Annotated in this window: 16 protein-coding genes; 9 read left to right on the top strand and 7 right to left on the bottom strand. The window is 58.9% G+C overall.

Annotation, left to right across the window (positions count from 1 at the left end; translation table 11 throughout):
* Positions 1–18 precede the first annotated feature (18 nt).
* Both QFW87_RS29280 and QFW87_RS29285 read left to right on the top strand, forming a co-directional pair.
* Entirely contained in the window at positions 19–4,647 is a 4,629-nt protein-coding gene (locus QFW87_RS29280) for a DUF6543 domain-containing protein (RefSeq protein WP_283189474.1), read from the top strand.
* Between the two features lie 129 nt (positions 4,648–4,776).
* Positions 4,777–9,357, top strand: a complete 4,581-nt coding sequence (locus tag QFW87_RS29285) for a hypothetical protein (protein ID WP_283189475.1) — start codon at positions 4,777–4,779, stop codon at positions 9,355–9,357.
* Between the two features lie 32 nt (positions 9,358–9,389).
* Here the strand turns inward: QFW87_RS29285 and QFW87_RS29290 are convergent, their stop codons facing one another.
* Complete coding sequence (locus QFW87_RS29290; protein WP_283182264.1) at positions 9,390–10,940, bottom strand: PLP-dependent aminotransferase family protein; 1,551 nt, start codon at positions 10,938–10,940, stop codon at positions 9,390–9,392.
* A 90-nt stretch (positions 10,941–11,030) separates the two neighbouring features.
* Here QFW87_RS29290 and QFW87_RS29295 point away from each other — a divergent pair, with 90 nt between their 5' ends.
* From QFW87_RS29295 to QFW87_RS29305, 3 genes are read left to right on the top strand one after another with little or no spacing between them, the layout of a single operon-like run.
* Entirely contained in the window at positions 11,031–11,654 is a 624-nt protein-coding gene (locus tag QFW87_RS29295) for an FMN-binding negative transcriptional regulator (protein WP_283182265.1), read from the top strand.
* Between the two features lie 9 nt (positions 11,655–11,663).
* Positions 11,664–12,110, top strand: a complete 447-nt coding sequence (locus QFW87_RS29300) for a GNAT family N-acetyltransferase (RefSeq protein ID WP_283182266.1) — start codon at positions 11,664–11,666, stop codon at positions 12,108–12,110.
* A gap of 17 nt (positions 12,111–12,127) precedes the next feature.
* Complete coding sequence (locus QFW87_RS29305) at positions 12,128–12,799, top strand: GNAT family protein (RefSeq protein WP_283182267.1); 672 nt, start codon at positions 12,128–12,130, stop codon at positions 12,797–12,799.
* Between the two features lie 119 nt (positions 12,800–12,918).
* On the opposite strand, the gene QFW87_RS29310 is transcribed toward QFW87_RS29305, so the two are convergent.
* Positions 12,919–13,818 (bottom strand): homocysteine S-methyltransferase family protein, encoded by a 900-nt coding sequence (locus QFW87_RS29310; protein WP_283189476.1) that lies wholly within the window; start codon positions 13,816–13,818, stop codon positions 12,919–12,921.
* Positions 13,819–13,930: 112 nt separating this feature from the next.
* Here QFW87_RS29310 and QFW87_RS29315 point away from each other — a divergent pair, with 112 nt between their 5' ends.
* The 3 genes from QFW87_RS29315 to QFW87_RS29325 all read left to right on the top strand — a co-directional run bounded on the left by QFW87_RS29315 (position 13,931) and on the right by QFW87_RS29325 (position 18,055).
* Positions 13,931–14,752 carry an ABC transporter substrate-binding protein gene (locus tag QFW87_RS29315; RefSeq protein WP_033059249.1) on the top strand — a complete coding sequence of 274 codons (822 nt, stop codon included), beginning with the start codon at positions 13,931–13,933 and terminating at the stop codon, positions 14,750–14,752.
* Positions 14,749–15,585 (top strand): amino acid ABC transporter permease, encoded by an 837-nt coding sequence (locus tag QFW87_RS29320; protein WP_283189477.1) that lies wholly within the window; start codon positions 14,749–14,751, stop codon positions 15,583–15,585. The genes QFW87_RS29315 and QFW87_RS29320 overlap by 4 nt, the downstream gene beginning before the upstream one ends.
* A 217-nt stretch (positions 15,586–15,802) precedes the next feature.
* Positions 15,803–18,055, top strand: coding sequence for an autotransporter outer membrane beta-barrel domain-containing protein (locus QFW87_RS29325; RefSeq protein ID WP_283189478.1), 2,253 nt, complete (start codon positions 15,803–15,805; stop codon positions 18,053–18,055).
* A 77-nt stretch (positions 18,056–18,132) separates the two neighbouring features.
* Here the strand turns inward: QFW87_RS29325 and oadA are convergent, their stop codons facing one another.
* Together oadA and QFW87_RS29335 are read right to left on the bottom strand one after the other, a co-directional pair.
* Positions 18,133–19,941: a sodium-extruding oxaloacetate decarboxylase subunit alpha gene (oadA, locus tag QFW87_RS29330; RefSeq protein WP_283189479.1), complete on the bottom strand. Its 1,809-nt coding sequence runs from the start codon at positions 19,939–19,941 to the stop codon at positions 18,133–18,135.
* Between the two features lie 11 nt (positions 19,942–19,952).
* Positions 19,953–21,368 carry an acetyl-CoA carboxylase biotin carboxylase subunit gene (locus QFW87_RS29335; RefSeq protein WP_008156643.1) on the bottom strand — a complete coding sequence of 472 codons (1,416 nt, stop codon included), beginning with the start codon at positions 21,366–21,368 and terminating at the stop codon, positions 19,953–19,955.
* Positions 21,369–21,558: 190 nt separating this feature from the next.
* Here QFW87_RS29335 and QFW87_RS29340 point away from each other — a divergent pair, with 190 nt between their 5' ends.
* The gene (locus tag QFW87_RS29340; RefSeq protein WP_149628534.1) at positions 21,559–22,521 is read left to right on the top strand and encodes a LysR family transcriptional regulator; all 963 of its coding nucleotides are present in this window, start codon (positions 21,559–21,561) and stop codon (positions 22,519–22,521) included.
* Here QFW87_RS29340 and QFW87_RS29345 read toward each other — a convergent pair.
* The 3 genes from QFW87_RS29345 to QFW87_RS29355 all read right to left on the bottom strand — a co-directional run bounded on the left by QFW87_RS29345 (position 22,463) and on the right by QFW87_RS29355 (position 26,760).
* Entirely contained in the window at positions 22,463–22,672 is a 210-nt protein-coding gene (locus tag QFW87_RS29345; protein WP_283189480.1) for a hypothetical protein, read from the bottom strand. The genes QFW87_RS29340 and QFW87_RS29345 overlap by 59 nt on opposite strands.
* 213 nt (positions 22,673–22,885) lie before the next feature.
* Positions 22,886–23,752 (bottom strand): transcriptional regulator HexR, encoded by an 867-nt coding sequence (hexR, locus tag QFW87_RS29350; protein ID WP_008156648.1) that lies wholly within the window; start codon positions 23,750–23,752, stop codon positions 22,886–22,888.
* A gap of 134 nt (positions 23,753–23,886) precedes the next feature.
* Positions 23,887–26,760 carry an EAL domain-containing protein gene (locus tag QFW87_RS29355; protein WP_283182273.1) on the bottom strand — a complete coding sequence of 958 codons (2,874 nt, stop codon included), beginning with the start codon at positions 26,758–26,760 and terminating at the stop codon, positions 23,887–23,889.
* Between the last annotated feature and the right edge of the window lie 186 nt (positions 26,761–26,946).

Below are 26,946 nucleotides of genomic sequence, written 5' to 3' on the forward strand. Positions count from 1 at the left end.
CCTCAGAAAGGAATGCACATGTCCTCTACCGAAACGAATGCTGTCGAAGCCGATCCGGCATCCAGCAATCTAAGTGATCTGCTCACCCAACTGATCACCGGCCCCTCGATCAGGGAAGTCGCCACCCGTATTCTTCAACACGACCTGAAAGCGCTTTATCCACAATTGAAAATCGATCCCGGGATGGCGATGGTCGTCACACCGAGCTGGGAAATCATCGCCGGGACGGTCCAGCCCGGGTCATTGAGATTCGAGTCATTGACGGACGCGCTATTGCGACACTCCGGCTCAGGCGAGCCAGTGACCTACCTCGACGGTGAACACTTCCTGAGCCTGAATCCCAGTGCGATCACGCCCATCCACCTTCCGGTCAAGATCGATGCGATCGGGCGCCTGATCAATAAGCTGTCCCCCCTCCTGTTGGTGGCTTGCCAGGAACAACAACTTGAATACTGGGACCAACCCACCCATGGCACAACCTTGCGTTGGCAGAAGTTGTCGCAGTCATTGCGCCAGATCTGGAATGTAGAAAAAGTTGAGGGCTGGGATGTGCACCAGCTGGCCATTGCGCGCAGTGTCTTCAATTATCCCGATGCGACGTTGCGAGGCCCCCACGACACCTACAAGACCCGGGTCTGCCTGATCGACTTCGACCGGCTCGATGGCACAGTGTCCAGCCACCTCAATCGTACGGATTTGACGGTCGTGATCGGCTCCGTCGGGACACGCACGATCATTCTGACCCACGCCATCGCTACGGGCTTCCTGACCTATGAGTCGCTGGAGAAACTGGGCGAGATCCTGCCCAGTTACGTTGAAAAACTGCCCCCCGAGGCCACGCTTCAATGGCGCCTGTTCGAACCCTCCGGGAATTTCTTTGATCATCAGGCCACCGCACTGATTGCACTCCAGGCTGATGCCATTGCCAGCCTGGAATTTGCAAAACGGGCCAGCAGGCCGGCGATCACCACCCACTCCCGTCCCGTAGCAGAGGTGACCGGAACGACTCAGGCCGAGCAGGATTCGCACTTCGAAAAGGTGCAGCGTCTGATCCCCGAATGGCTGAACAACGCTTCGTCATTCGATCTGGGTTGCTACAGCCGACACCTGTTTGATCTGGCGCTGCTACAACTGCGAAACAGCGGCAAATCCTTCGACGACGATATTGCTCCGATCAAGACGTTCGCGCTGGATGCGCTTCGAGCCCACATGCTCAAAAGCCACAGTGACGTTGCCCTCATAAAGCTTGAGAACGTCGAGATCGTTATTGTCAGTCAGGTGGTGTGGGGAGCATTCACGGCCCCCGGCATGAGCGAGACCAAACGCCTGGACCTTGCCGAACTTGCGCTCGAAAACCTCATCGCCCTCCCGCTGGGTGACCAGTCGGTTCAGTACAAAGACGGCACAGCGGTGCCGGCCTGGATGACACCCGACTATCTTAAGACGGCCATCAGCGCCGTCGATATCGGTGCGACCTACTCAGCGTGGGTCAAGGGCAAGCTACTGGATGACCCGCTGGAATCGCTGCGGCGTCAACGACTCTACGCCAGTAACCTGCGCATCCAGCTGGCGCTGCAAGCATTGCAAAGCAAGATCCTTGGCAAACACGGTATCGACGAACGGGGCTATCGCTACATTGTGGCGGTGATGAATGTGCTGAATGCCAAACGGTGGGTGGACGGGCAAGAGATCGTCATTCGCCCGCTGGCGTTCATCCCCAGCCAAAGGGGTGATAAAACCCCTGACGAAGTTACCAACATATATGTGATCGGGCCACGGGACATGGACAAGGGCCCCTGTATTCTCTACCGTCCCCTACTTGAGCAACCGTTGGCGCAGTACCCCGCGGCCGCCAACCTGCTGTACGCGATCAAACACTCCAAAGAGCTACGGGCATCAACCCTGGCGTGGTTGCCGGACAACGTTCGGTTCAACTATTCGCAGTATGTCTTCCCGGGGGAATTGCCTTCGGTCTGGACGTTGTCACAACTGCTGGTCGACCCAACCATTTCCTTGCAGATGAGCGGACCGGTGTTGTTCGGGCAGAGAGTGATCGAACACGACCGCCTGGCGACTCTGTTCAAGGCCAACGCCAACGCGATGGTCATCAAAGGTGAGCGAGACTCGGTGTCCAATGCCGAAAGCCGCTGGGCCAGCTTCAAACAACACGCCTGGATGATGTTCAGCGCCGTGTTGCCGTTTCTCGGTCGCACCGCGGGTACAGCTGCGTGGATCTGGCAGATTCTGGACGACCTGCAAGAAGGCATCGACGCCCGGGAAAACCAGGATACGACGGCACAATGGTCCGCCCTGACCGACTTGTTCCTGACCCTGGGCATGGTGCTGGCTCACCACGCGATCGCCCGACGCCAACCCGCGCGAGACCGCGTATCGCAGACCGAAACACCCCTCATTGTCAGCGCGGGGAAAGGCCCTCCGGCCCAGACCCCGGCCAGCATACAGCTGCCTGATATTGCTGCCGATTATCTGCCAGCCGAACACCAGACCGCACTTCATCCCACAACCGTACTCAATAGCAGCAGGCAAGGGCTGGGGCCAACCCTGGACCGGTACAAAATCCCCAAACCGCAAGGACTCGGGGCGGCCAGTACCGAAGGCTTGCACAAACACCTCTATGAACATCAGTCCAAATACTATGCCCCGGTTGGCGAACGATGGTTCGAGGTCTTCATGAACGACGATGGAGTCGTTCAGATCATTGATACCCGCCAGGAACCGTCCATCACCGGACCGTTGTTGATCAACAATTCCAAAGGCGAATGGTTCATTGATATCAGGCTGCGGCTGCGTGGCGGCGGCAAGAACAGCAGGCTCAAGGCATTACAACAAGCGAACGCAACCAGAATCGCCGACATCAATACTCATCTGGCCGTCTTCGATGCGCAGATGGCGTCCAAACGAAAAAGTATTACCGACGCCTACAACGCCATGAAAAATGCCCCCGCAGACGCAATCGATGCCACTCGACAAACATTTCTCGAAAAACTGGAGGCACGCACTGACGAATATGAAACCACGATCGAGAAAGTCAAATCGCTCAATCTGGTCGAGGAAGTGCCTAACTATCGTCACGCAATGATCGAAATGCTGGGAACTCAACTGTTTTTCAACCAAACCTGGATCGACCAGAAATACCCGACATTTGTCGAGGCCCTGCGTCTGAACATGGAACATCTCGATGCCGAAGAAAACAGCGGCCCCCCTCCTCCCGCCGGCACGTTTGAAACCATGTCAGACCTGACTCAGGGCATTATTCAGAAGGTTGAGTTCGCTCAGTCCCGCTTCCAGGAATTGACGCGTCTGGGCAAAAACGCCGAGCAGTTGTCCCTTGAGTATCGAGAAAAACTACCAAAGTTCGACCTCCAGGACCTCAGAGCCCTTCAGGTTACTCTCGCCCGCGAGCTGTGCCTCAAACCTGGCGAAACGCCCGAACTGTCCGCAGCCAAAGCTTCCATCGAGCAGATTGTCGAAGATGCCGATCTGACGGTGAATAGTGCGATGGAGTTGATACGTGATGAGCAGGTGCTGAGCACGGGTGACCGGATCGAGGCCTTGAACAACCTGGTCGACCAGTTCGCCGCTATTGAACAGCGCCTGCGGAGCTTCGCCGGTACGTACCCGGAGCAGATTGTCAAAAAACAACTTGAGCGACTGCAGGGCCGCGTTGACGAGTTCAATCAGCAGACCGTCGGGCATCTGGCGGACCTGCTGCGCGAGCAGCGACTCCAGGAGCCCACACCCGGACCGTCACGCACCTCATCGGCGTCAAACAAGAGAGTCATCAAGACGCGCTTCAAAGGCACCGTGATCGGCCAAACCCGCAAAACCGCGCCCGGCCACCCGGTCCTCGTGGATGTCACCGCGCCGATGACCGGCAAGGTGATCGCCACCTTCCACGAAAAAACACCTGGGGTCTGGGTCGAACGGTTGACGAAGAAACCGGAGACTCCCAAAGAGCGCCGGCCTGACCCGGGAGCACGCATAACGGCTGGGCAAGCCCTGCTAGATGCTCTGCCCGCTTTTACTCAACGCACCGAGGCCGACGCAAAACAGTCCAGGCAGATCCCGGTAGAGATAGAAGAAGCGTTCCACCATCAGGCCACCCGTCTTGAAGACGCCATCAAAGCGATCAACGCAGCGCTCATCCAGAGCAATGTCACTCAGAACCATGCGAACGACGCACGTCCGGTGTTGGCACAACTGGCCAAACAAACCACCCGGCTCTATGCCGAAGGCCATCGCCTGCGGCTTGAGATGACCAAACGACAACCGCCTACCGCCGCACGCGTCGAGTGGTTACACAGTAAAGGTGAAGTCGACATCGTGCGCGTGGGAGACCGACGTCGACTCAAAGGGCCGCGCCGGGATTATCTGCAGGAATACGAAGTGCGTGAGGCCACCACCGCCCGTGTGCTGTGGTACGCCCACTTTCACTACGCCCAGCTCAAGGATGGCGTCCAGTCCTATACCGCCGCTCACCTGAAAACCCGCGAGCAACGGCTGCTTGGCCGTGTCGATATAGGGGCGAGCACCAGCAACCAGGAAGCGATCGAGATCTATCGCAGCGCGATCAGCCCTCAGCTGGCCCGATCGCTGTTCTTCTCTCAGGCACCCGCGCCCACCTGACCGTTATCACAGACCCACCTGCCGGTGGGTCTTTTTAACCGCGGTCATCGACCGCCGCCTCACCGGCTGTTACGCCCATTATCGGGTGCTGGCGGCCGCCCTTTACTCCGGTCAAAAAGGAAAATGACCATGACACAAGTATCCACAACAACACCCCCAAGCAACGCAACACTGCTGCTGGACAGAAGTAATCTGGTCAGCCTGACCAGTCAGGGCCCCACCCTCAACGACGTCAGCTCGCAGGTGCTACGCGAAGCACTGAAACAACTTTATCCGCAGCTCGACATCGACCCCAACCAAACACTGATCGTCACTCCAGGATGGCGCATGGAGGATGGAACCTTGAGTGCCGACTCGCCATACGTGGAGACATTGACCCAAGCGCTGGTGTATCTGAGCTGGAGCGCAGGTGTCGCGAACTTCATCGAAGGTGAGCACTTCCTGACGCACAATCCCCTTACCAGGTCTCCCGTTCATCTCGCTGTCAGTGTCGAAGACATTGCCCAACTGCTGAACGATCACGCCTCCCTGCTATCCGTGGAGTTTCAACAGCGCGAACTGGCTTTCTGGAATGAGGCGGTCAACGGTCAACCCCGCTGGCATGGGCTCTGCGAGACGCTGAGAAACGCGTTTAATGTCCAACAGACAAAGGGCTGGAACGCCGATCAATGCGCCCTGGCCCGTGCGGTGTACGACTATCCGGACAAAACCGAACGGGCGTTGAAAAACACTGAAATCCCCGGCATCAAAGCCTGCCTGATCGACGTGGACAACAGCGAAACCACCAACACCGCCCATCTCATGCTGGGAGGTGCAATTGCCCTGAAGGCAACTTATAAACAGCGCGAACAGATCATGCTGTACACGATAGAAGGCGGCTACGAGGCCTTCGATTCTCTGGAGCAACTGGGCGCGTCGCTGCCCGCCCGGATCGACATGGACCTGGCAGGTCGCACGCTCAAGTGGCATCTGGTCGAGCCAGCAGGCAACATTTTCGATCACATGGCCTGGGCGCTGATCGCCTCTCAAATGGACGCCATCAACGCACTCATCCCCTCGGTCTCGACCGCCGGGACCGGAACAACCCCTGGCTTGCGCACGGCAGTCACCCCGGCAGGACATTTCAGCTCCGCCGACAAGAGCCGCATCGAGCAGCTTGAGGCGGCCATACCCGATTGGTTATCAAACGCCTCGGCCAGCCACCTGCAAGACTACAGCCACGGCCTCTCCCGCCTGGGAAAACTGCGAAACGCCTCAGGCCTGAACGATATCCCGCTGATCGGTGCGTACGCGCAAACCAAAATGCGTGAAGCCATCGTCACGGACAAAGCCAGCGAAGGGGCCGCGCAGCTGCCGCTTGATGACCTGCAAATCACTGTCACCAACAGCTTCATCGTCGGCGGGTTCACCTTGCCCAACCCGTATGACCGGCATATCGAAAGCCTGGGTGATTTCGCCCTGCAAAATACCGCGCCCTACCTGGCAGAACTGCATTTCAAAAACAACGATCCCGTCCCCCAATGGTTGACTGTTGATTATCTGATTGCCATGGCCGCCCAGGTCAACATCGGCAGGATCTACCCGCAGTTGCTCAGGAACAAACTGATTGATGATTCGGCGCAAGCCGCGCTCCAGAAACAGCGCTACATCAATCAACTGCCCGACTTGCTGCGGCTCAATGCGCTGGAGTGCATGCTTCAACAGGAAGGCGGGGTCGATGAAACTGGCTATCGCTACATCTGCGAGTTAATGGACGTCGCACTCGGAAAACCGCGACAAGGCAATCTCGATATCGTGATTCGCCCCCTCACGTTCACTCCTCGGCATCGCCTGCTGTTTGGCGGTGACACCGTTACAAACATGTTCATAGTCGGCCCGCGGCAAAAAACAGACGCTCCCTGCCTGCTCTACCGGCCACTGCTTGAGCAACCTATATTGCAGTTTGCCTCGCAGGCAAACCTGGTTTACGCCCTGCACCAACCGGGTGAGCTGCGCGATTGCGTACTGGCCTGGCTCCCGACCCCGGCGCTTAGCTTCGAATATGCGCAATACGTCTTTCCCGTGGGGCTGCCTTCACCATGGCTGGTGACTGAGTCCGGTATCGATACGTTACTCACTCTGGACCTGGTCGGGCCTATTGACCTGGGAACCGAAGAAATCACCGGCGACATACTGTCTGCACTGTTTAACAGCAACGCCAGCACGATGGTCGAGGAGGCGGATCGGCAGTCACTGTCCAATGGCGAAAGACGCTGGGCGCTCTTGAAGGACAGTGCCTGGGCGATATTCAACGTTGCCTCAACCTTCTTGAGCGGGCCTGTGGGGACCGCCGTCTGGGTGTGGCAAAGCATCAGCGAGATCCAGCAAGCGCTCGATGCTCATGAACAAGGCGACACGCTGGTCGAGTGGAGTTCATTGGGTGATGTGCTGGTGACACTTGCTATTGTGCTGACGCACCGCGCTTACGAGCAGCGTCATAGCACGTGGACTGGGTATTTGCGCAAGAAGCCAGCACGCAAACGGCTACCACTGCCAGCACCACGTCCATTACCCGAGCCTGTACCTGCGACGATTTCCATGGATCCCCTAGTATTTGAACTGTCCGCACGCCATGCCTCTTCACTGGAAATCGGCGTATCGGTCCCTCGTCGCTCAGGCCCGACACTGGACGCCTTTCTGGACACGCTCAAAGTCAGCGCGCCGGGCTTGAACAGCACCGAGCTGAACACACTGAATGAGAAACCGCCCCATCTGTATCAGCTCAACAATATGCACTACGCGCAGGTCGGCGAGCGCTGGTTCCAGGTCAGCATCGACGACGACGAGGAAGTACAGCTCTTCAATCCAAAAGAACCCATGCGCCCCGGTCCGTTGCTGACTCATGATCAGCACGGCAAGTGGTCTGTGGATACACGCTTGCGGCTGCGCGGAGGTGGTCCAAAAAGCCGTTTGAAAGCTTTGAAACAAGCAAAGGAGAACCGCAAACACGAACTGAACACTCAGTTAGAGACATTCAAGGGCCAGGAGAAAACCCATCAGGAAGCACTCGATCGCCTCCAGAACGCTATGCTCAAGGCTACCGACAAGAACCTCGAAACAACATCCAGGCTTTACACCGACAAGCTCGATGAGCGGATCAAAAGCTATGGAGAGGCCCTCGAACAGCTACGCGAATGGCGCTCGCTGGGCGGTGAAACCGGTTACGCCTACGACCTGTTGCGCCTCACCACCGAGCAGGAAAAGTTCCTGTCACTCTGGTTCACGGTGAAGAAAAACCAATACGCTCAGTTCACGCAAAAACTGGTGGCGCAAGCTCCTTACAACAGTGCTGAACCCGTGCGCGGGAACCTGACCGACATCCAGCAGGCAACCGCACTGGGCAACGCCCTCATCGAACGGCTTGAGCTGTCAAAAGCCACCCTGACTGGCCTCAAGGTATTGGGCCGCGCAGGGCTCACCGAGACCCAGAGCATCGCCAGGCTCCTGCCAAAACTCACCCGACTGGACTTCAAGGCCAACGAAATCGGTATGGCCTACGAACTATGCATTCAAGAGACATCTGACGAGACCATGTCCCAGGCTCGAGCAGCAACCGCCAGCATTGTGGTCGATGCCGCCGACGCCAGCCATGAAGTCGCTGAGATGATGAAACAGCCGAGCGTGGCCGAGCCGCCCGAGGAGCGCATCAAAAAACTGTCCAGACTGGCCGACATCTATGCCGATACCCATCAGCGCATCCAGGACCTGCCAACCCTATATCCCGGGATGGTCCGCCAATCGCCTCTCGACCACCTTCAAGCATTGATCTCGGAATTTCAGGCACTCACGCTGACCCAGCTCGACGACCTGCTTCCCGAGGCCGAAGAATCTTTTCTCCAGAAACCTCCCCAACCTGTTGTTGCAGGGCCGTCGCAGCCCAAGGTCAAAGTCACCAAGACCCGTCCACGCGTCGTGGAAAACGAAACACCCCAAACACCCAAGCAGGCGAAAGAAGAGGAGGCGTTCCAGAGGCTCGCCCCCAAAAGCGCTCCGCCAGCCAGACCCGCCCTGGATGATATCGATACCATCGCTGCCGCCCTGGGCCTCAACCTGGACGTAAGCGATTTCATCAGACGCACCAACCGGGATGCCGAACGTGCGAACCGAATCCCTGCCGATGTGCAGGATCTGTTCGATCAACAGGCGCTCAAACTGGAAGAGTCTGCGACAAACCTCGACAGGGCGATGAGCAACATCAGAAGCGCCGGTAAACAACCTCCTCCCATATCAGGCCAAAGCCAGGAAATGCGTGAAGCGGCCATCAGGCTTCGCAAGGAGGGCATCCGCACCCGCACAAAAATGCTCAAGAAGCGCAAGCCCAGGCAGGCGTACTTTCAATGGTTAAACGAAAACCAACAGATCAAAATCGTCCGCAACGAGCAAGGCAGGATCAGAACCAAGGGGCGCAAGGATTACTTTCAGGAGTACCGGATTCTCGACATCACCGACAATGACCAGGAACTGTGGGTTGCGCATTTCCACTACGAAACAGTCGGGAGCAACGCCACTCAACCCACCGCAGCTCACCTGAAAGTATCTGAAAAATACCTGGCGACGCTGGAGACCGAGCTTCGACAACAGCTGGCCACTCTTCAACCGATTGATTACGTACTGCGTCGAATCACCAGTGCGTCCACCCAGTCACTGTTCCTGATACTCGAGCCCCGGTGACCCGTAGAAGGGCTGTTCTGCCGACCAGCCTTTTACCGACGCCAGGCACTGCGCAAACGCGCAAGCGCTGATTCGATGGCCGCTCCCGGCACCGCCGCAAAACCCAGCACCAACCCCGCTCGCTGATCCGCCGGAGTGCTCGAATCCGGCAACCAGTAACTGCTCAGGCCATTGATCTCGACATCGACGCTGGCGGCGGCTTCAATCAGTTCGCGTTCGCGGGCTTGAGTGTCGACCGCCACCGTCAGGTGCAGCCCTGCCGCCACACTCGGCAGGCTGCCAACCCCGGGAATATCCGAGGGCCAGTTGGCCAGAAGTGTATTGCGGCGACTCAACGCGGCGCGGCGCATGCGGCGGATATGCCGCTGGAAATGCCCGGCCGCCATGAACTCGGCCATGACGGCCTGGGTACTCACCTCGGAATGCCGAACATCGACCGCGCGACGCTGGGCGAAAGCGTCCACCAATGCCGGTGGCAGCACCAGATAGCCCAGGCGCAATGCCGGGAAAGCCACTTTGCCGAAAGTGCCGACGTAGAGCACCCGCCCGTGACGATCAAGCGCAGCCAGCGGTGCCAGTGGCGCGCCGCTGTAACGATATTCGCCGTCGTAATCATCCTCGACGATCCAACCCTCGGTTCGCTCGGCCCAGGCTAACAACTCCAGCCGCCGCGCCAGACTCATCACCACCCCGGTCGGGTATTGATGCGACGGCGTGACATAGGCCAATCGACAATCGTTGAGCCCGTTCAATTCGGTGCAGTCGATACCGTCGCTGTCCACCGCCACCCCGTGCAATCGCGCACCGGCCACGGCGAACGCATGACCCGCCGCCCGATACCCCGGATTCTCGATCGCCACACCATCGCCCGGCTCTACCAGCAGCTGTGCACAAAGGCTAATCCCCTGCTGTGCGCCACTGGTGATCACTATTTGCTCAGCCGTGCACTGCATCCCCCGGGAGCTGCGCAAATACGCGGCAATCAGACCGCGCAAGCGCGCATCGCCTGCTGGATCGCCGTAACACAGTTGCTGGAGATCCGGTTTGCGCCAGAAAGCCGCATTCAGCTTGGCCCAGACCTCGAAAGGGAACAGGTCGAAAGCCGGAACACCCACGCGAAATGCGCGGGGTGGACCAACGGGAGGCAGGGCCAAATGGTTCCTTTCAACCCGCCCCAATGCGCCGCTGTGGATAACTTTGCTGGATGAAACCACAGGTAAATCCAGCCAATTTGTGGATAAGGCTGTGGGTAACCCTGTTGACAACCCTGTGGATACTTTTGTGGATAGTTTTTTCACCGGCAACACTGATTGAGGCAATTGCGCGACATACGTCCCGTCACCCACACGCCCTTCAATAAAGCCCTCGGCGTAGAGCTGATCGTAGGCCCGGACCACGCTGTTTCGGGAAATCGACAACGCCGCCGCCAGATCGCGACTGGCCGGTAATCGCGTACCGCTGGCCAGACGACCGTCGAGCACTCGCACTGTCAAGGCTTGATAGAGCTGACGACTCAAACCCTGCCGGCGATCGAGTTCGATACCCGCCGGGTTGAATGACAAGGACAGTGGCTCGCTGGTCATGGCAATGGACCTATGAAATTGGTCGTTAATGGCTCTTACAACAGACCAATAGCCTGCCTAGGATGCAGGCATTCGCCAAGGAAAATCTCCATGTACACGCCAAGCAGCTTTGCCATAGATGATTTGCATGAACTGCACCAGCAGATACTCGGCACCCGCCTCGCTGTGTTGGTCACACACGGGGAACAAGGTCTGCAAGCCAGCCATTTGCCGCTGCTGTTGAGTTCAGACCAGGGCCCGAATGGCACCCTTTATGGACACTTCGCCAAGGCCAATCCGCAATGGAAGGAACTGCAGAACGGTGCCGAAGCGCTGGTGATTTTTGCCGGTGCCGACGCTTACGTCAGCCCGGGGTTTTACCCGAGCAAAGCCGAGCACGGCAAAGTGGTGCCGACCTGGAACTACGTTGCCGTGCACGCGTACGGCACGGCCGAAGTGTTCACCGACGCCGATCGCCTGCGCACGCTGGTCAGCGCGCTGACTGATCGTCATGAAGCGGGTCGCGCCAGTCCATGGAAAGTCGCCGATGCCCCCGCCGACTACATTGACGGGATGCTCAAGGCCATCGTCGGTTTTGCCTTGCCGATCCAGCGCCTGCATGGCAAGCGCAAGCTCAGCCAGAACCGCAACGCTGCAGACATCGCCGGTGTGCGCGAGGGGCTTGCCGCCAGCCCTGATGTGCACGACCAGGCCCTCGCCCACTTGATGCGTTAAGGAACGAACATGAGTCAGATCGACATCCGCCAGGTCACCGCCGACGACCACGCCGCCTGGTTACCCTTGTGGCAAGCGTACCTGCGTTTCTACAACACCGAACTGCCTGAGGCCGTCACCCAAAGCACGTGGCAGCGCCTGCTCGACCCGAGCGAACCGACCCATGCCGCGTTGGCCTGGGCCGATGGCAAAGCGGTGGGCATGGTGCACTTCATCTACCATCGTTCGAACTGGAGCATCGAAAACTCCTGCTACCTGCAAGACCTGTTGGTAACGCCTGAAATCCGCGGCACTGGCGTCGGCCGGCAGTTGATCGAATTCGTTTACGCCACAGCCAAAGAGGACGGTTGCTGCAAGGTCCACTGGCTGACCCACGAAACCAACGCCACCGCGATTCAGCTTTATGAGCGCATCGCCGAACGCCCCGGTTTCATCCAGTTTCGCAAAGCCATTTAAGGTTCAAGGAGAGCAGCATGTCGACTTCACTCGCCGACTGGAAAGGCGTCCCGGCACCGTCGGTTCAAACCATCGAAGGGCGTTTCATCCGCCTGGAAAAACTCGACCCGGCGCGTCACGCCGACGGTTTGTGGAAAGCCCTGCAAGGACCGGGTGCCGACCCGAAACTCTGGGACTATTTGCCATACGGTCCTTTCCCGGAGCGCAGCGCGTTCAACGATTGGCTGAACAATCATGCGGCTAACAGCGACCCGTATTTCTTTAGCGTGATCGACCGTGCCAGCGGCGATGTGCAGGGCATCCTCAGTTTGATGTCGATTGTTCCTTCACAAGGTCGGATCGAGATCGGCCATGTCACTTTCGGTGCGCCGATGCAGCGTTCGCCGAAAAGTACCGAGGCGGTTTATCTGCTCGCCAAAGAGTCGTTTTCCTTGGGTTACCGGCGCCTGGAGTGGAAGTGCAACAACGGCAACGCCCGCTCCAAATACGCGGCCGAACGGCTGGGGTTCAGTTTTGAAGGCGTGTTTCGCCAGCACATGGTGGTCAAGGGTCAGAACCGGGATACGGCGTGGTATTCGATTCTGGACTCGGAATGGCCGGCAATCGGGGCGGGGTTTGAGCGCTGGCTGTCCGATGAGAACCAGACGGATTCGGGGCAGGTGAAAACGTTAGCGGAGTGCCGCGGGTAGTTCGGTAGCGCCTGGACTGACGCCATCGCGAGCAAGCTTTGCTCCTACAAGATTTGGGTCGGACACACTATCTGTGGACGCCACCAAACCTGTAGGAGCATGGCTTGCCCGCGATGCTTTTAGGCGAGTTTCTGGGCCAACACTGCGATGTGCTCCGGCCCGATCCCGCAACACCCCCCCAAATGACTGGCTCCGCGCTTCTGCCAATCAGCCGCCCACTGCAAATAACCCGGCGGATCAAGGTCTTCACGCAACGGGTCCAGGCCGTCGTTGGCCGTGGCCTCTTTCGGTTGCGGCGGGAAGGCATTGGCGTAGGCGCCGATGTAAATCTTCACACCCAAACGCTCGAAGGTTTCCCACGCGGCATCAATCGCAGCACCGATCACTTCCGGCTGGCTGCAGTTGAACAGCAACGTCTCGACGCCCAGCTCAGCCGCCACTGCTGCGGCTTCAGCCACCGGCTCACCCGAACGCAAGCGCGGCACTTCGTCCGTGTCCTCATCCTTCAAGGTAAACGACAGCCAAAACGGCTTGCCGTCCGTTGGCAGACCTCCATGGATCGCTCGCGCTTCAATGATCGAGCTCTGGGTTTCCGCCAGCCACAGATCGACATGAGGTGCCAGACCCTTCACCAGCGGCGCCAACAATTCGGCCGCCCGAGCAGCGTCGAAAAGGTCCGGACGATAGGAACCGAACAGCGGCGGCAATGAACCGGCTACACGCACGGGTTTGCCCGAAGCCTCTACAGCGCGCCGAGCCAGCTCACCGGCCAACGCCGCGAGCGCCTGCCCTTCTGCTGCAAAACGCTCTTCGCCAATGTGAAACGGCACCACCGCGTAACTGTTGCTGGTGATCACGTTCGCACCGCTTTCGATATAAGCCGTGTGCACCGCCTCTACCGCTTGCGGCGCTTCGCTCAAGGCCAGCGCCGACCACTCGGGCTGTCTGAACGGCGCGCCTCGACGCTGCAACTCACGACCCATGCCGCCATCCAGAATTACTGTGCTTGCTGCGCCCATATGCTTTTCACTCATAAGCTTATGAAAATAACTCACTATCAGAGTCGTTCTTATAACTATTTAATACGCACCATCCGGTTAATAACAACCTCTTTTTTATCAGGGATCAACTGTGAAATTCCAACCACTCCTGGCCCTGGGCCTGACGATTCTGGCTGCCTCTACCCAAGCCTTTGGCGGCGCCACGCTGGATCGCGTCGAAAAAAAGAAAGAACTGGTGGGCGTGTTGATGGAAAGCTATCCACCCTTCTCGTTCCTCAATGATCAGAACCAGCTCGATGGATTCGATGTCGACGTGGCCAAGGCCGTGGCAGACAAACTGGGCGTCAAACTGCGTCTTGAAACCCCGTCCTGGGACGTGATCGCCGCTGGCCGCTGGAGCGGACGCTATGACATCTGCATCTGCTCCATGACCCCGAGCAAGGCCCGCGCCGAAGTCTTCGACTTCCCGGTCGAGTACTACGCCTCACCAGCGGTGATCGTGGTCAACGCCAAGGACGACAGCATCCATAGCGCCAAAGACCTGAGCGGCAAAAAAGTCGGCCTCACCAGCGCTTCCAGTTACGAAAGCTACCTGAACAAGAACCTGGTGATCGAAGGCGCTGAAGACACTCAATTGCAGTACCCGTTCGAGGACGTGCAGATCGCGCCGTATGACACTGACAACGTGGCATTCCAGGACCTTGGCCTGGGCGCTGGCGTGCGGCTGGATGCGATCCTCACCAACCTTGTCACCGCCCAACCGCGCCTGACCGAAGACAAACGCTTCAAGCTCGCCGGCGAGCCGCTGTACTCGGAGCCAAACTCGGTGGCCATTGAAAAAGGCGACGCACAGTGGGACGCCAAAGTGCGCGACGTCTTCGCTCAGTTGAAACAGGACGGCACCCTGAGCAAGCTTTCGCAAAAATGGATCGGTGCCGACATCAGCAAATGACTTCTTTCCCCAACCCCCCTCAGCCACCACAACCGGTGGCTGAGTCGCTGCTACAACGGATCTTCGGTTTCCGCACGCGGCTGTACCTGACCTGGGCAGCGATGCTCGGGTTGTTCGCCAGTTTCTTCCTGAGCTTCGACCTGAAGTTCTCGATCATCCTCGACAAACTGCCGAACCTGATCGGCCTGCACCTGGCGCCCAACGGCTTTTTGCAGGGTGCGGCGCTGACGCTGTTTCTGTGCCTGTGTTCAATCGTGACCTCCTCGCTGCTGGGCTTCATCACCGCCCTGGCGCGGCTGTCGAAAAGCGCGGTGGCGTTCGGCATCGCGAGCTTCTATGCCTCGTTCTTTCGCGGCACACCGCTATTGATCCAGATCCTGCTGATCTACCTCGGCCTACCACAACTCGGCATCGTCCCGGGCGCCATCGCCGCCGGCATCATCGCCCTGTCGCTGAACTACGGCGCGTACCTCAGCGAAATCTTCCGCGCCGGCATCCTCGGCGTCCCCCACGGCCAACGCGAAGCATCCCTAGCGCTGGGCATGCGCGAAACCGTGATCTTCTGGCGCGTCACCCTGCCCCAGGCCATGCGCACCATCATCCCGCCGACCACTAACCAATTCATCTCGATGCTCAAAGACTCGTCGCTGATCTCGGTGATGGGGGTTTGGGAGGTGATGTTTCTGGCGCAATCATATGGGCGCTCGAGCTATCGCTACATCGAGATGCTGACGACGGCTGCGGTGATTTATTGGGTGATGTCGATTGGGTTGGAGCTGATTCAGGCGCGGATGGAGCGGCATTATGGGAAGGCGTATTTGAGCCGTAGTTAGCGAAAGGAAGATGAGTTTCCGAGCGATAGCCGGCCATGTCTCGATTTGTTGTAAGAAAAAGCGTCAGTCCGAACGGGTAAAAACAGCCTTCCTCAGGAGGCCGGTAATTTTCTACACAACCTTCTGACAACCCCCGCAAGCCCGTCGGAAGCAGCTGACATCGGCGCCTATAGCCTCCCTCTTAGAGTTGGCCTCCTTTCAAAAGAGGCCGTACTCGATGCCCGTTCAACACAAATACCGACCAAAACATCTGGCGCTGGCCGTTGCGCTTGCAGTGGGTTGCATAGAAGTCTCCATGGCGCAGCAACCGGAGCCTCAAGTCAATTCCGAGGCGCCGACCACCAAACCTCGTAAAAAAACCCCCAAGCCCAATGAGCGCTTCGATGATCTTTTCGCGATCAAGGAGTTCATCGGTCCACGTGAAAATGCTGCCCAGGCCACAAACGGGTCGGATGAAGGGCAGACAGTTCGGCCAGTGACAGCTGAACCGCTTGCCACCGTTGCAGTCGACTTCGATGACGCCTTCTATGAGTCTCTTAACTTTCCCGAGCCCACCGCTTCCGAAGTAGCATCCGCTCCTGCGGAGGTAGACCCGTTCGCTCATTTCCAGAACGACTACACCACTCAACACACCCTCATCTCAGAGCCACTCCAAAACATCGACGGCGTCTCGCTGGTATTGGGCAACGCGGATGACCTCCTGGTCATCAACAGAGGCGCCCGATGGGATGGAGAACTTGATGGCGGCAACGGAGTCAACGGGCTACTCCTTAATTCCGTAGACGGCGGCACAGTAGGAGACACAACCAATTTTGCTGCCCTGCGCGTCGCGAAAGGTGCATGGACATTAAATGGCAGCAACGACTTCCATGAAGGTGCCGATGTAAGGAAAGACGCTACGCTATTTAACCTAGGCGCTATAAAAGGCACTGTGTACGTTGATAGCGGAGGCACCTACGGCGGCTACGGTAAAGTAGGCGGCTTGCACGTGGACGGTCAGTTGCTGGTCAGTAAAAATTTGGGGGCTCCTTCCATTAGAGGAGATCTTACGCTTAGCGAAAGCGCCACACTCGCCTACGAAGTAACGGATAAGGCTGATACTTCAGAGATTATTTACGTCGAGGGAATCGCCAAGCTTGGTGGCGCGTCTTTACTGGTTACCGCTCTGCCCGGTGACTACGCACAAACCACTAATTACACGGTAATTTCCGCAGATCAGGTCGAAGGAACATTCAGTCGAGTCAGCAGCAACCTGGCGTTCATGACGGCTACCCCGGACTACAGCGACAAAAAGGCCGTTCGCCTGACCTACGCTCGCAACGAAGTGCTTTTCGAGAATCTCGCGACCAACGAAAACGGTCGGGAACTCGCCCGCAGTATTGAAGAGCCCAAAGCCAGTCCGACGGCGCAGACACCTCCCAATACCGCGAACACCGCTGTCACGGCCCTGCTCGCCTCCACCACCGAAACAGCCTCCCAGGCCATCGACCAACTGGACGGCAGCCAGAATGCCAACCTTGCGAAAGCGACCCTGAACAGTGACAGCCCAATCAGCGCGACCATGCTCTCAGCCATGCGTCAGCTGGACAGCGCCAGTAGCTACGCCAATTCCACCAAGCGCAATGCACCACGCCTGGCCGCCGGCAGCGAGGACAATGGCCGAGTCTGGCTTCAAGCATTGGGTCACGGTGGGACGCTGGATCGCGATTACGACGCTCTGAAACACACAACCCACGGCCTGGTACTGGGAGCGGACTGGGGCATCGATGAGGAATGGCGCATCGGGGTGATGGGCGGCAAATCCGAAACGCGCCTGGACAGCCGCGGACTCGACGGCGATCTCGACAGCTGGCATTTGGGAGCTTATGCCCTACGTCAAAACGGACCAATGTCCCTGCGCCTGGGCGCGACCTATAGCAACCACGACGGCAGCACTAAACGCCGGGTTGCCTTCAAAGGTTTCAGCGACCGCCCCGAAGGCCGTTACGATGCCAACACCCAGCAGGCCTTTGCGGAATTGGGTTACAACCTGGGCCGGGCGAACGTCAGCATCGAACCGTTTGCCAGCCTGGGCTACCAACGCTATCAGCGCGACACTTACACAGAAAAAGGTGGCGCAGCGGCACTGAAGGTACACGGTCAAACCCAGAACAATTTGAACAGCACATTCGGCCTGCGGCTGGCGAAGCTCAACACGCTGGATAACGGCATGCAACTGACGCCGCGGTTCAGTGCCGGCTGGAAACACACTTACGGGGACGTCTACAGCGATACCCGCCAACGATTGGTTGCGGGCGGAAAAAACTTCACCGTTTCCGGCGCGCCGCTGGATCGTGACAGTCTGCTGGTCGATGCAGGGCTGGACTTTGGATTGTCAGCAAAACACACCCTGGGCGTCGGCCTTACTGGCGAGATCGGCACCGACAGCCGAAACCACGGTGTCACGGGTCAGTGGCGAATGAGTTTCTAACAGCCACAAACCCGGGGCGAAAAAAAGGGGAGCACGTGCCCCCCCGAGGTTTAAAGCGGTATATCGAGGCTGTTAACTCAGCCTTCGATCTCGATCAGGATTTCGCCCGGGTTCACCCGGTCGCCCTTGGCCACGTGGATGGCGGTGACTTTGCCGGCGATGGCCGCCTGCACTTCGGTTTCCATCTTCATCGCTTCGGTGATCAGCACGGCCTGGCCGGCTTTCACGGTGTCGCCTTCCTTGACCAGCACGTCGACGATGTTGCCCGGCATGGTGGTGCTGACGTGGCCCGGTGCAGTGGCTTGCTTGCGCTTGCTGCTGCCGCCGCTGACGAATTCGTTGAGCGGTTCGAACACCACTTCTTCCGGCATGCCGTCGATGGACAGGTAGAAGTGACGCTTGCCTTCAGCCTTGACGCCGACACCGGTGATGTCGACGCGGTAGGTTTCGCCGTGGACGTCGATGACGAACTCGGTCGGCACGCCTTCGCCACCGGCAGAGGTCACACCGCCGGCTTCAGGAATCGGTAGCAGCACTTCAGGCGTCAGGGTGCCGGCGGCGCGTTCTTCGAGGAACTTGCGACCGATGTCCGGGAACATGGCGTAGGTCAGCACGTCTTCTTCAGACTTGGCCACGGTGCCGATTTCGGCACGCAGTTTGGTCATCTCCGGCTTGAGCAGGTCGGCCGGGCGCACGTCGATCACTTCTTCGCTGCCGATGGCCTGGCGACGCAGTTTTTCGTTCACGGTGCCTGGCGCCTTGCCGTAGCCGCCCTGCAGGTAAAGCTTCACTTCGTTGGTGATGGTCTTGTAGCGCTCGCCGGCCAGCACGTTGAAGAACGCCTGGGTGCCGACGATCTGCGAGGTCGGGGTCACCAGCGGCGGGAAGCCGAGGTCTTCACGAACGCGCGGGATTTCGGCCAGCACTTCGGCCATGCGGTTCAGGGCGCCCTGCTCTTTCAACTGGTTGGCCAGGTTGGAAATCATCCCGCCCGGGACCTGGTTGACTTGAACGCGGGTATCGACGGCGGTGAACTCGCTTTCGAACTGGTGGTACTTCTTGCGCACGGCGTAGAAGTACAAGCCAATCTCTTGCAGCAGTTCCAGGTTCAGGCCGGTGTCGAACTCGCTGCCTTTAAGGGCGGCGACCATCGATTCGGTGCCCGGATGGCTGGTGCCCGAGGCGAAGCTGGAGATCGCGGTGTCGATGTGATCGGCGCCGTTCTCGATGGCCTTCAGTTGGCACATCGTTGCCATGCCCGCGGTATCGTGCGAGTGAATGAACACGGGCAGCGATTGCTCGGACTTCAACGCTTTAACCAGTTCGCCGGTGGCGTACGGCGTCAGCAGGCCGGCCATGTCCTTGATCGCCACCGAGTCGCAACCCATGGCTTCCATCTGCTTGGCTTGCGCCACGAATGCCTCGATGGTGTGCACCGGGCTGGTGGTGTATGCGATGGTGCCTTGAGCGTGTTTGCCAGCCGCTTTCACCGCTTCGATGGCGACTCGCAGGTTACGCACGTCGTTCATGGCGTCGAAGATGCGGAACACATCGATGCCGTTGACCGCGGCTTTGGCGACGAAGGCTTTGACCACGTCGTCGCTGTAGTGGCGGTAGCCCAGCAGGTTCTGGCCACGCAGGAGCATTTGCAGGCGAGTGTTAGGTAGCGCGGCGCGCAGTTGGCGCAGACGCTCCCACGGGTCTTCTTTCAGGAAGCGAACGCAGGCGTCGAAGGTCGCGCCGCCCCAGACTTCCAGCGACCAGTAGCCGACTTTGTCGAGCTTGTCGCAGATCGGCAGCATGTCTTCGGTGCGCATGCGGGTCGCGAGCAGCGATTGGTGGGCGTCGCGCAGGATTGTGTCGGTAACGTGGATTTGCTTGCTCATTGTTCTATTCCTCACAGGCCTGCGTGGGCGGCGATGGCGGCGGCGATGGCCAGGGCCAGCTCTTCGGGTTTGCGCTTGATCGAGTAGTTGGTCAGTTCAGGGTGGCTTTCAACGAAGCTGGTATTGAACTGGCCGCTACGGAATTCCGGGTTACGCAGGATTTCCTGGTAGTACGCGGCGGTGGTCTTGACCCCTTGCAGACGCATGTCGTCGAGGGCGCGCAAGCCACGGTCCATCGCCTCTTCCCAGGTCAGCGCCCAGACCACCAGTTTCAGGCACATGGAGTCGTAGAACGGCGGAATGGTGTAGCCGGTGTAGATCGCGGTGTCGGTACGTACGCCGGGACCGCCGGGTGCGTAGTAACGGGTGATCTTGCCGAAGCTCGGCAGGAAGTTGTTTTTCGGGTCTTCGGCGTTGATTCGGAATTGCAGCGCGAAACCGCGGTGCTGGATGTCTTCCTGTTTCACCGAAAGCGGCAGACCGGAGGCGATGCGGATCTGCTCGCGAACGATGTCGATGCCGGTGATTTCTTCGGTGATCGTGTGTTCCACTTGCACCCGGGTGTTCATCTCCATGAAGTACACCTCGCCTTCGGCGAGCAGGAACTCCACGGTGCCGGCGTTCTCGTAACCTACGGCCTTGGCTGCGCGCACCGACAGGTCGCCGATGTAGGCGCGCTGTTCCGGAGTCAGCTGCGGGCTTGGGGCGATCTCGATGAGCTTCTGGTTACGGCGCTGGATCGAGCAGTCACGCTCGAACAGATGCACCACGTTGCCAAAGCTGTCGCCGAGGATCTGCGCTTCGATGTGTTTCGGATTGACGATGCATTTTTCCAGGAACACTTCCGCCGAACCAAAGGCCTTGGTCGCTTCGGAAATGACCCGAGGGAATGCTTGTTCAAGTTCTTCCCGGCTGTCGCAGCGACGGATACCACGGCCACCACCACCGGAAGTCGCCTTGAGCATCACCGGATAACCGATGCGGTCGCCTTCGATCAAAGCTTCCGCGATATCCGCGACGTTGCCTTCGGTCCCCGGGGTGACGGGTACGCCAGCCTTGATCATGCTGCGACGGGCTTCAGTCTTGTCGCCCATGCGGCGAATCACTTCAGCCGATGGACCGATGAATTTGATACCGCGTTCAGCGCAGATGTCTGCCAGTTCGGCGTTTTCCGAGAGGAAACCGTAGCCGGGGTGCAGCGCATCGCAACCGGTTTCTACCGCCAGATTCACCAGCTTGCGCGCATTCAGGTAGCCGGCCAGTGGCTCGGCACCGATGCTGTGGGCCTCGTCCGCACGCTTCACATGCAGCGCATGGCGGTCGGCGTCGGAATAGATCGCGACCGAGCGAATGCCCATCTCGGCGCAGGCACGTACGATTCGTACGGCAATCTCACCACGGTTGGCGATCAGGATCTTTTTTATCACTTGGAGGTTCCCTTGAGCCGGTGGTACCCACGACCTGCTAGACCAGGTCGACGCGTGACCAAATGTTTCGATTCAGTCGCAGCCCCACACTAGCCCCCACAAGGGATTAACAAAAATGATTAATTATTGGGTCAGCCATAAGTAAAGACTTATAGTTGACGCATCAGCCTGCGGTGAGAGCGTCTATAAAATGCGTAAGTCCTTGATGCGTATGACATTACGTCAATTACAGATCTTCAATGAGGTCTGTGATTTGCGGTCCTACAGCCGCGCAGCCGATGAAATGTCTCTCACACAACCTGCCGTGAGCCTACAGATTCGTCAACTTGAGGAGCTGATTGGTCAACCTTTGTTCGATTACGTCGGCAAAAAGCTCTACATGACCGAGGCAGCCGAAGCCCTTCAACGCGCCAGCCGGGACATTTTCGGGCGCCTGGAAAACCTCGACATGCAGCTTTCTGACATGCAGGGATCGCTGCAAGGACAGCTGAAACTGGCGGTGGAATCCAGCGCCAAGTATTTCGTGCCGCACCTGTTTGCCGCGTTCAAGCGCCAGCATCCGGAAGTGAACCTGCACCTGACGGTGGTTAACCGCGGACAAGTGATTCGACGCCTTTCGGACAATCGCGATGATTTGGTGATTATGTCGATGGTGCCGCAAGACATGGGGTTGGAGTTTCTGCCGTTTCTCAACAACCCAATCGTGGCCGTGGCGCCGCCGGATCATCCGCTGTCCCATATGGGACCGCTGCGCTTGCAGGATCTGGAGCCTTATACGCTGCTGTTGCGCGAACCGGGCTCCGGTACGCGACTGGCTTGCGAGGAGTATTTCAAGGAGAAGCGCGTGCACTTCACGCAGACCCAAGAGGTGGCGTCGGCCGAAGCCCAGCGTGAATGCGTACGGGCGGGTCTGGGCCTGGCGCTGTTGACGCGCCACGCCCTGAACCTTGAGTTGGCGACCGGCGCACTCATAGAGCTGCCAGTCGAAGAGCTGCCGTTGTACCGCAGCTGGTGCCTGGTGCAAGCCAAGGCGAAACGGCTGTCACCGGTGGCGCACGCGTTCCTTGCGTTTATTCGCAGCGAGCGGGTGCAGATCAGCGCGCTGGTTGAGCGTTTCGACGGGAAGTTGCCGGTGCCGCCTGCCAGTAGTTGAGCTCCAGCTCAGGGCAATCACCGATCTCGGCCAGCAGTTGGCGACGATCGCAGCGATCTTCGATAGCGCGACGAAACTCCATGCGGCGCTGGTCTTCCTGCTGACGACGGGTTCTGGTGGCGCTGTTGCGTTCTTCGTAGGGCTGGGCCATTTCGAGTCTCCCAAGGCGATTACGGGAGTTTCAAGATAGGCGCGAGGGATGACGGTTTGGCGGCGGGAGGGTTACAGGGATGTGAATTTTCGGCGCTTTCTAGGACGGTTTCGCGAGCAGGCTCGCTCCCACAGGAGAACGCGATCAAATAATGTGGGAGCGAGCCTGCTCGCGATAAGGTCGGAACGACCTTCCAGCCATTTCAGATCAAGCTCAATCGTCCAGCGCTTTTACCGACTTGGGCGACAGTCGCAAGCTGCGCAGGCTGCGCTTTACGCTCTTGAGGTGATTGACCAGGCTCGGCCCGCGCGCCATGGCCACGCCCATCGCCAACACGTCGATCACCACCAGGTGGGCGATGCGCGAGGTCAGCGGTGTATAGATCTCAGTGTCTTCGTGCACATCGATCGCCAGGTTGACGGTCGACAGTTCGGCCAGCGGTGTCTGGCTCGGGCACAAGGTAATCAGCGAAGCGCCGCTTTCGCGCACCAGGTTGGCGGTGATCAACAAATCTTTGGAACGCCCGGACTGGGAAATACAGATCGCCACGTCGGTCGGTTTCAACGTGACCGCCGACATCGCCTGCATGTGCGGGTCGGAATACGCCGCCGCCGTCAGCAACAAACGGAAGAACTTGTGCTGGGCATCGGCCGCCACTGCACCCGACGCGCCAAAGCCATAGAACTCGACCCGCTGGGCCTGCGACATGAGCGACACAGCACGCTGCAACTCCACCGGATCGAGCTTCTCGCGAACCTCCATCAGGGTGTGCAGCGTGGTGTCGAAGATTTTCAGGCTGTAGTCAGCGACCGAATCATCTTCATGGATCGCGAACTGCCCGAAGCTCGCGCCGGCAGCAAGACTCTGCGCCAGCTTCAGCTTCAAATCCTGGAAACCGGAACAACCGATGGCGCGGCAAAAGCGCACGATGGTCGGTTCGCTGATGCCCACGTTGTGGGCCAGGTCGGCCATGGAGCTGTGCATCACCGCCGCAGGATCAAGCAGCACGTGGTCTGCGACCTTGAGCTCCGACTTGCGTAAGAGGTGGCGTGACTGGGCGATGTGTTGCAGCAGATTCAAAGGGCTGGACTCTTTGTTATTGGCAGTGCCGGGGATGTAGCGCGCTTGTAGTTATACTACAAGAATCGGCTTTTTGCCTGCTCAATGCGTAACTCGATGTCCCCATTTCACGCCACATGCGCTCCATGTAGCCCCTACAAGGGTTTCGCGTCCGCACGCAACAGCTCGGCCAGGCCATCGGCCTCGACCGGGCGGCTGATCAAATACCCCTGCACTTCATCGCAGTGCTCGGTTTTCAAAAACTCAAGCTGCTCCTGCCGCTCCACCCCTTCAGCCACTACTTTCAACGACAAGCCGTGCGCCATGGCAATGATCGCCCGGGTGATCGCCGCGTCCTCGCTGCCCTCCCCCAGACCGCGGATAAACGCCTGATCGATCTTCACGTAATCCACCGGGATGCGCTTGAGGTAGCTCAGGGACGAATACCCGGTGCCAAAGTCATCTATCGCCAACTTGACCCCCAAATCCCGCAGTTGCTGGAAGGTCGCGATGATGTGCTCGACGCTGTCCAGCAGCTGACTTTCGGTGAGTTCCAGTTCGAGGTAGTGCGGCGCCAGGCCGGTTTCTTCCAGCACCTGGCGGACAAGGCTGACCAGCTTGCCCTGACGCAGTTGATGCACCGACAGATTGACCGACACCCGAATCGGCGCAAGCCCCTGGCGCTGCCACTCACAGGCTTGCCAGCAGGCCTGACGCAACACGAACTCGCCAATAGGGCCGATCAACCCGGTCTCCTCGGCCAGGCCGATGAAGTCCCCCGGCGGCACACGGCCCATGGTCGGATGATCCCAGCGCACCAGTGCCTCGGCGGCATTCAACCGGCCCGTAGCGAGGCACAGCTTCGGTTGGTAAAACACCTTCAGCTGCTTCTCTTCGATGGCTTTACGCAGCTGATTTTCCAGCTGCAAGCGCTCCAGCGTGCTGGCTTGCAGGCTGTCCGTGTAGAACTGGAAGTTATTTCCGCCCAGATGCTTGGCGTGCTGCATGGCCATATTTGACTGATGGACCAGCGCGGAAATTTCTCGCGCGTTGTCCGGCAACATGCTGATGCCCATGGATGCGCTGACCACCAACTCATGGCCATCGACAGTGATTGGCAAACGCAGTTTGGTCGACAGTCGGGTCGCCACCCGCGCCAGACTCGACAGGTTGCCGTAGGCATTGAACAACACGGCAAATTCATCGCCGGATAAGCGAGCGATGGTGTCCGCCTCAGGCAACGCGTTGACCAGCCGCCGGGCCATTTTCTGCAAGAGCTGGTCGGCGATTTCATGGCCAAGGCTGTCGTTGAGCAGCTTGAAGCGATCCAGATTGATGTGCAGCAACGCCAGACTGCGGTAGCCGCCCTGGCGCACCCGCTGATGGGCCTCGCTTAGCCGTTCGCGGAACAGTGAACGGTTGGCCAGCCCAGTCAATTCATCGTAATGGGTCAGGTAACGCATGCGTTCTTCGGATTCGCGGCGAGCCGATAGATCGGCGAAGAAGCCCACGATATGGCTCACATTTCCCCGAGCATCGCGCACAGCATTGAGTTGCAACCATTGCGGATACACCTCGCCGTTCTTGCGGGTTTCTACCAGCTCGCCCTGCCAACTGCCGTGCTGCTCCAGTGCCTGATGAATCGCCGCGTAGTGCCGGCGGGCGTCGCGACTGCACGGCAACTCGACCACGTTGCGTCCGATCATGTCTTCAATGTCGTAGCCGGTGACTCGGCTGAAGGCCTGATTGACCGCGATCAGCGCGTAATTCGGATCGAAAATCACGATACCTTCGCTGGCGGCCTCGAACACCGTCGCGGCCAATTGCCGCTGCTCTTCCAAGCCTTTGCTGACGCTGATGTCGCGACGGGTGCCGACCATGCGGATCACTCGGCCATTTTCCCCACGCTCAACGGCCCGGCCACGGTCCTCGATCCAGACCCAATGGCCATCGCCGTGGCGCACGCGGTACTCGATTTGGTAGTCCTCGCTGCGGCCCTTCAAATGCTCGACCAGCGCGCGCTTGAGCGACGGCAAGTCATCGGGGTGCAAGCGCGGCTTGAGGTGGCGGAGCATCGCCGTTACGAGTTCCGGTTCCAGGCCGAACAGCTCCTGAAGGTGGGTGTGATGGACTTCGTCGGTTTGCAGGTTCCAGTCCCACAACCCGAGCTCACTGGCCTTCAACGCCAGCGCCAGACGCGCTTCACTCTTGCTCAGGGCCTGATTGGCGGCGTCCAGCTCCAGGCTGCGCTGGGCAACTCGGCTTTCCAGCTCGATCTGAATTTGCCGCAGCTCGTCTTCGGCACGACGGCGCTGGTCGATTTCCTTGGCCAGCTTTTGATTGAGCTGGTCGCTGCAGCTTTGCGCCTGCTGCAAGTGCTCGATCAGTGCCTGATTCTGGAAGCGCCGCAACAGTCCGCTATCGATGAGCCGATTGACCTGCCAGGCAACCACACTCAACGCACCCAGTAAAATCAGCCCGAACCAGCCCCATCCCTGATCTTGCTCATCGCCGCCCAAGAACAGATAGCCGATGGCCGGCAACAGACAGGGCAAGGTAAAGGACAGGAACGCCGGCAGGCTGACCGCGTAGGCAACACTGGCCGAAAGCGCTGCGGCGCCGATCAGGCCAAACACCCAGGCTTGCTGCATGAAGTTATCGGCCGGTACCAGCGCAATGCCGGCGCCGGCCAGGGTCAGGCCGGTCATGGCCGAACCCAGCAAAAACATGCGGCGCCAGATCGGATGGGCCTGACGATTGGGTATCGCCGAATCGAAGGCCGCGACTTGAATTACCCGCAACGCCACCAGCGACAACAGCCACACCAGCCAGACGCTGACCAGAAAGTAACGTTGCGGACTCCAAAGCAAGCCAGCGCAGACCAGACCGTTGATCAACATGAATAACGTGGGCAGCAACGAGCCCTGATAAAGCAGACGCGTGCGTTCGACCGCCATTTCCATGGCGTACTGTTTGCGGATAACCCGGGGCTCCACAACGGGGCCCGACAGGTCGGTGCTGAGGGTCATAGGCAATGTTCTTGTTCTTATAATGGTGAGCATGAGCCCGAAACGTCGACGGAGCATACACAAGCAAATGCCCGGACCAAACTGCCCCAGGTCATAAAATCGACAAAAACTGCAGCCCCCTTTACCCCCTGAAAAGCCTTGGAGCGAGCCCCGCCAACGCCTGCAAGCCAGTGACCGACCGGTCGT

This window comes from Pseudomonas sp. PMCC200344 (genome assembly GCF_030053095.1).
GTDB lineage: Bacteria > Pseudomonadota > Gammaproteobacteria > Pseudomonadales > Pseudomonadaceae > Aquipseudomonas > Aquipseudomonas svalbardensis.

What these genes read in the sequence shown, in the direction of transcription:
- QFW87_RS29305 (WP_283182267.1), top strand. Translation starts at nt 12,128, where the DNA reads ATGTCGACTTCACTCGCCGACTGGAAAGGCGTCCCGGCACCGTCGGTT.
- QFW87_RS29355 (WP_283182273.1), bottom strand. Translation starts at nt 26,760, where the DNA reads ATGACCCTCAGCACCGACCTGTCGGGCCCCGTTGTGGAGCCCCGGGTT.
- QFW87_RS29300 (WP_283182266.1), top strand. Translation starts at nt 11,664, where the DNA reads ATGAGTCAGATCGACATCCGCCAGGTCACCGCCGACGACCACGCCGCC.
- QFW87_RS29320 (WP_283189477.1), top strand. Translation starts at nt 14,749, where the DNA reads ATGACTTCTTTCCCCAACCCCCCTCAGCCACCACAACCGGTGGCTGAG.
- QFW87_RS29310 (WP_283189476.1), bottom strand. Translation starts at nt 13,818, where the DNA reads ATGGGCGCAGCAAGCACAGTAATTCTGGATGGCGGCATGGGTCGTGAG.
- QFW87_RS29280 (WP_283189474.1), top strand. Translation starts at nt 19, where the DNA reads ATGTCCTCTACCGAAACGAATGCTGTCGAAGCCGATCCGGCATCCAGC.
- QFW87_RS29325 (WP_283189478.1), top strand. Translation starts at nt 15,803, where the DNA reads ATGCCCGTTCAACACAAATACCGACCAAAACATCTGGCGCTGGCCGTT.
- QFW87_RS29295 (WP_283182265.1), top strand. Translation starts at nt 11,031, where the DNA reads ATGTACACGCCAAGCAGCTTTGCCATAGATGATTTGCATGAACTGCAC.
- QFW87_RS29290 (WP_283182264.1), bottom strand. Translation starts at nt 10,940, where the DNA reads ATGACCAGCGAGCCACTGTCCTTGTCATTCAACCCGGCGGGTATCGAA.
- QFW87_RS29340 (WP_149628534.1), top strand. Translation starts at nt 21,559, where the DNA reads ATGCGTAAGTCCTTGATGCGTATGACATTACGTCAATTACAGATCTTC.
- QFW87_RS29285 (WP_283189475.1), top strand. Translation starts at nt 4,777, where the DNA reads ATGACACAAGTATCCACAACAACACCCCCAAGCAACGCAACACTGCTG.
- QFW87_RS29345 (WP_283189480.1), bottom strand. Translation starts at nt 22,672, where the DNA reads ATGGCCCAGCCCTACGAAGAACGCAACAGCGCCACCAGAACCCGTCGT.
- oadA (WP_283189479.1), bottom strand. Translation starts at nt 19,941, where the DNA reads ATGAGCAAGCAAATCCACGTTACCGACACAATCCTGCGCGACGCCCAC.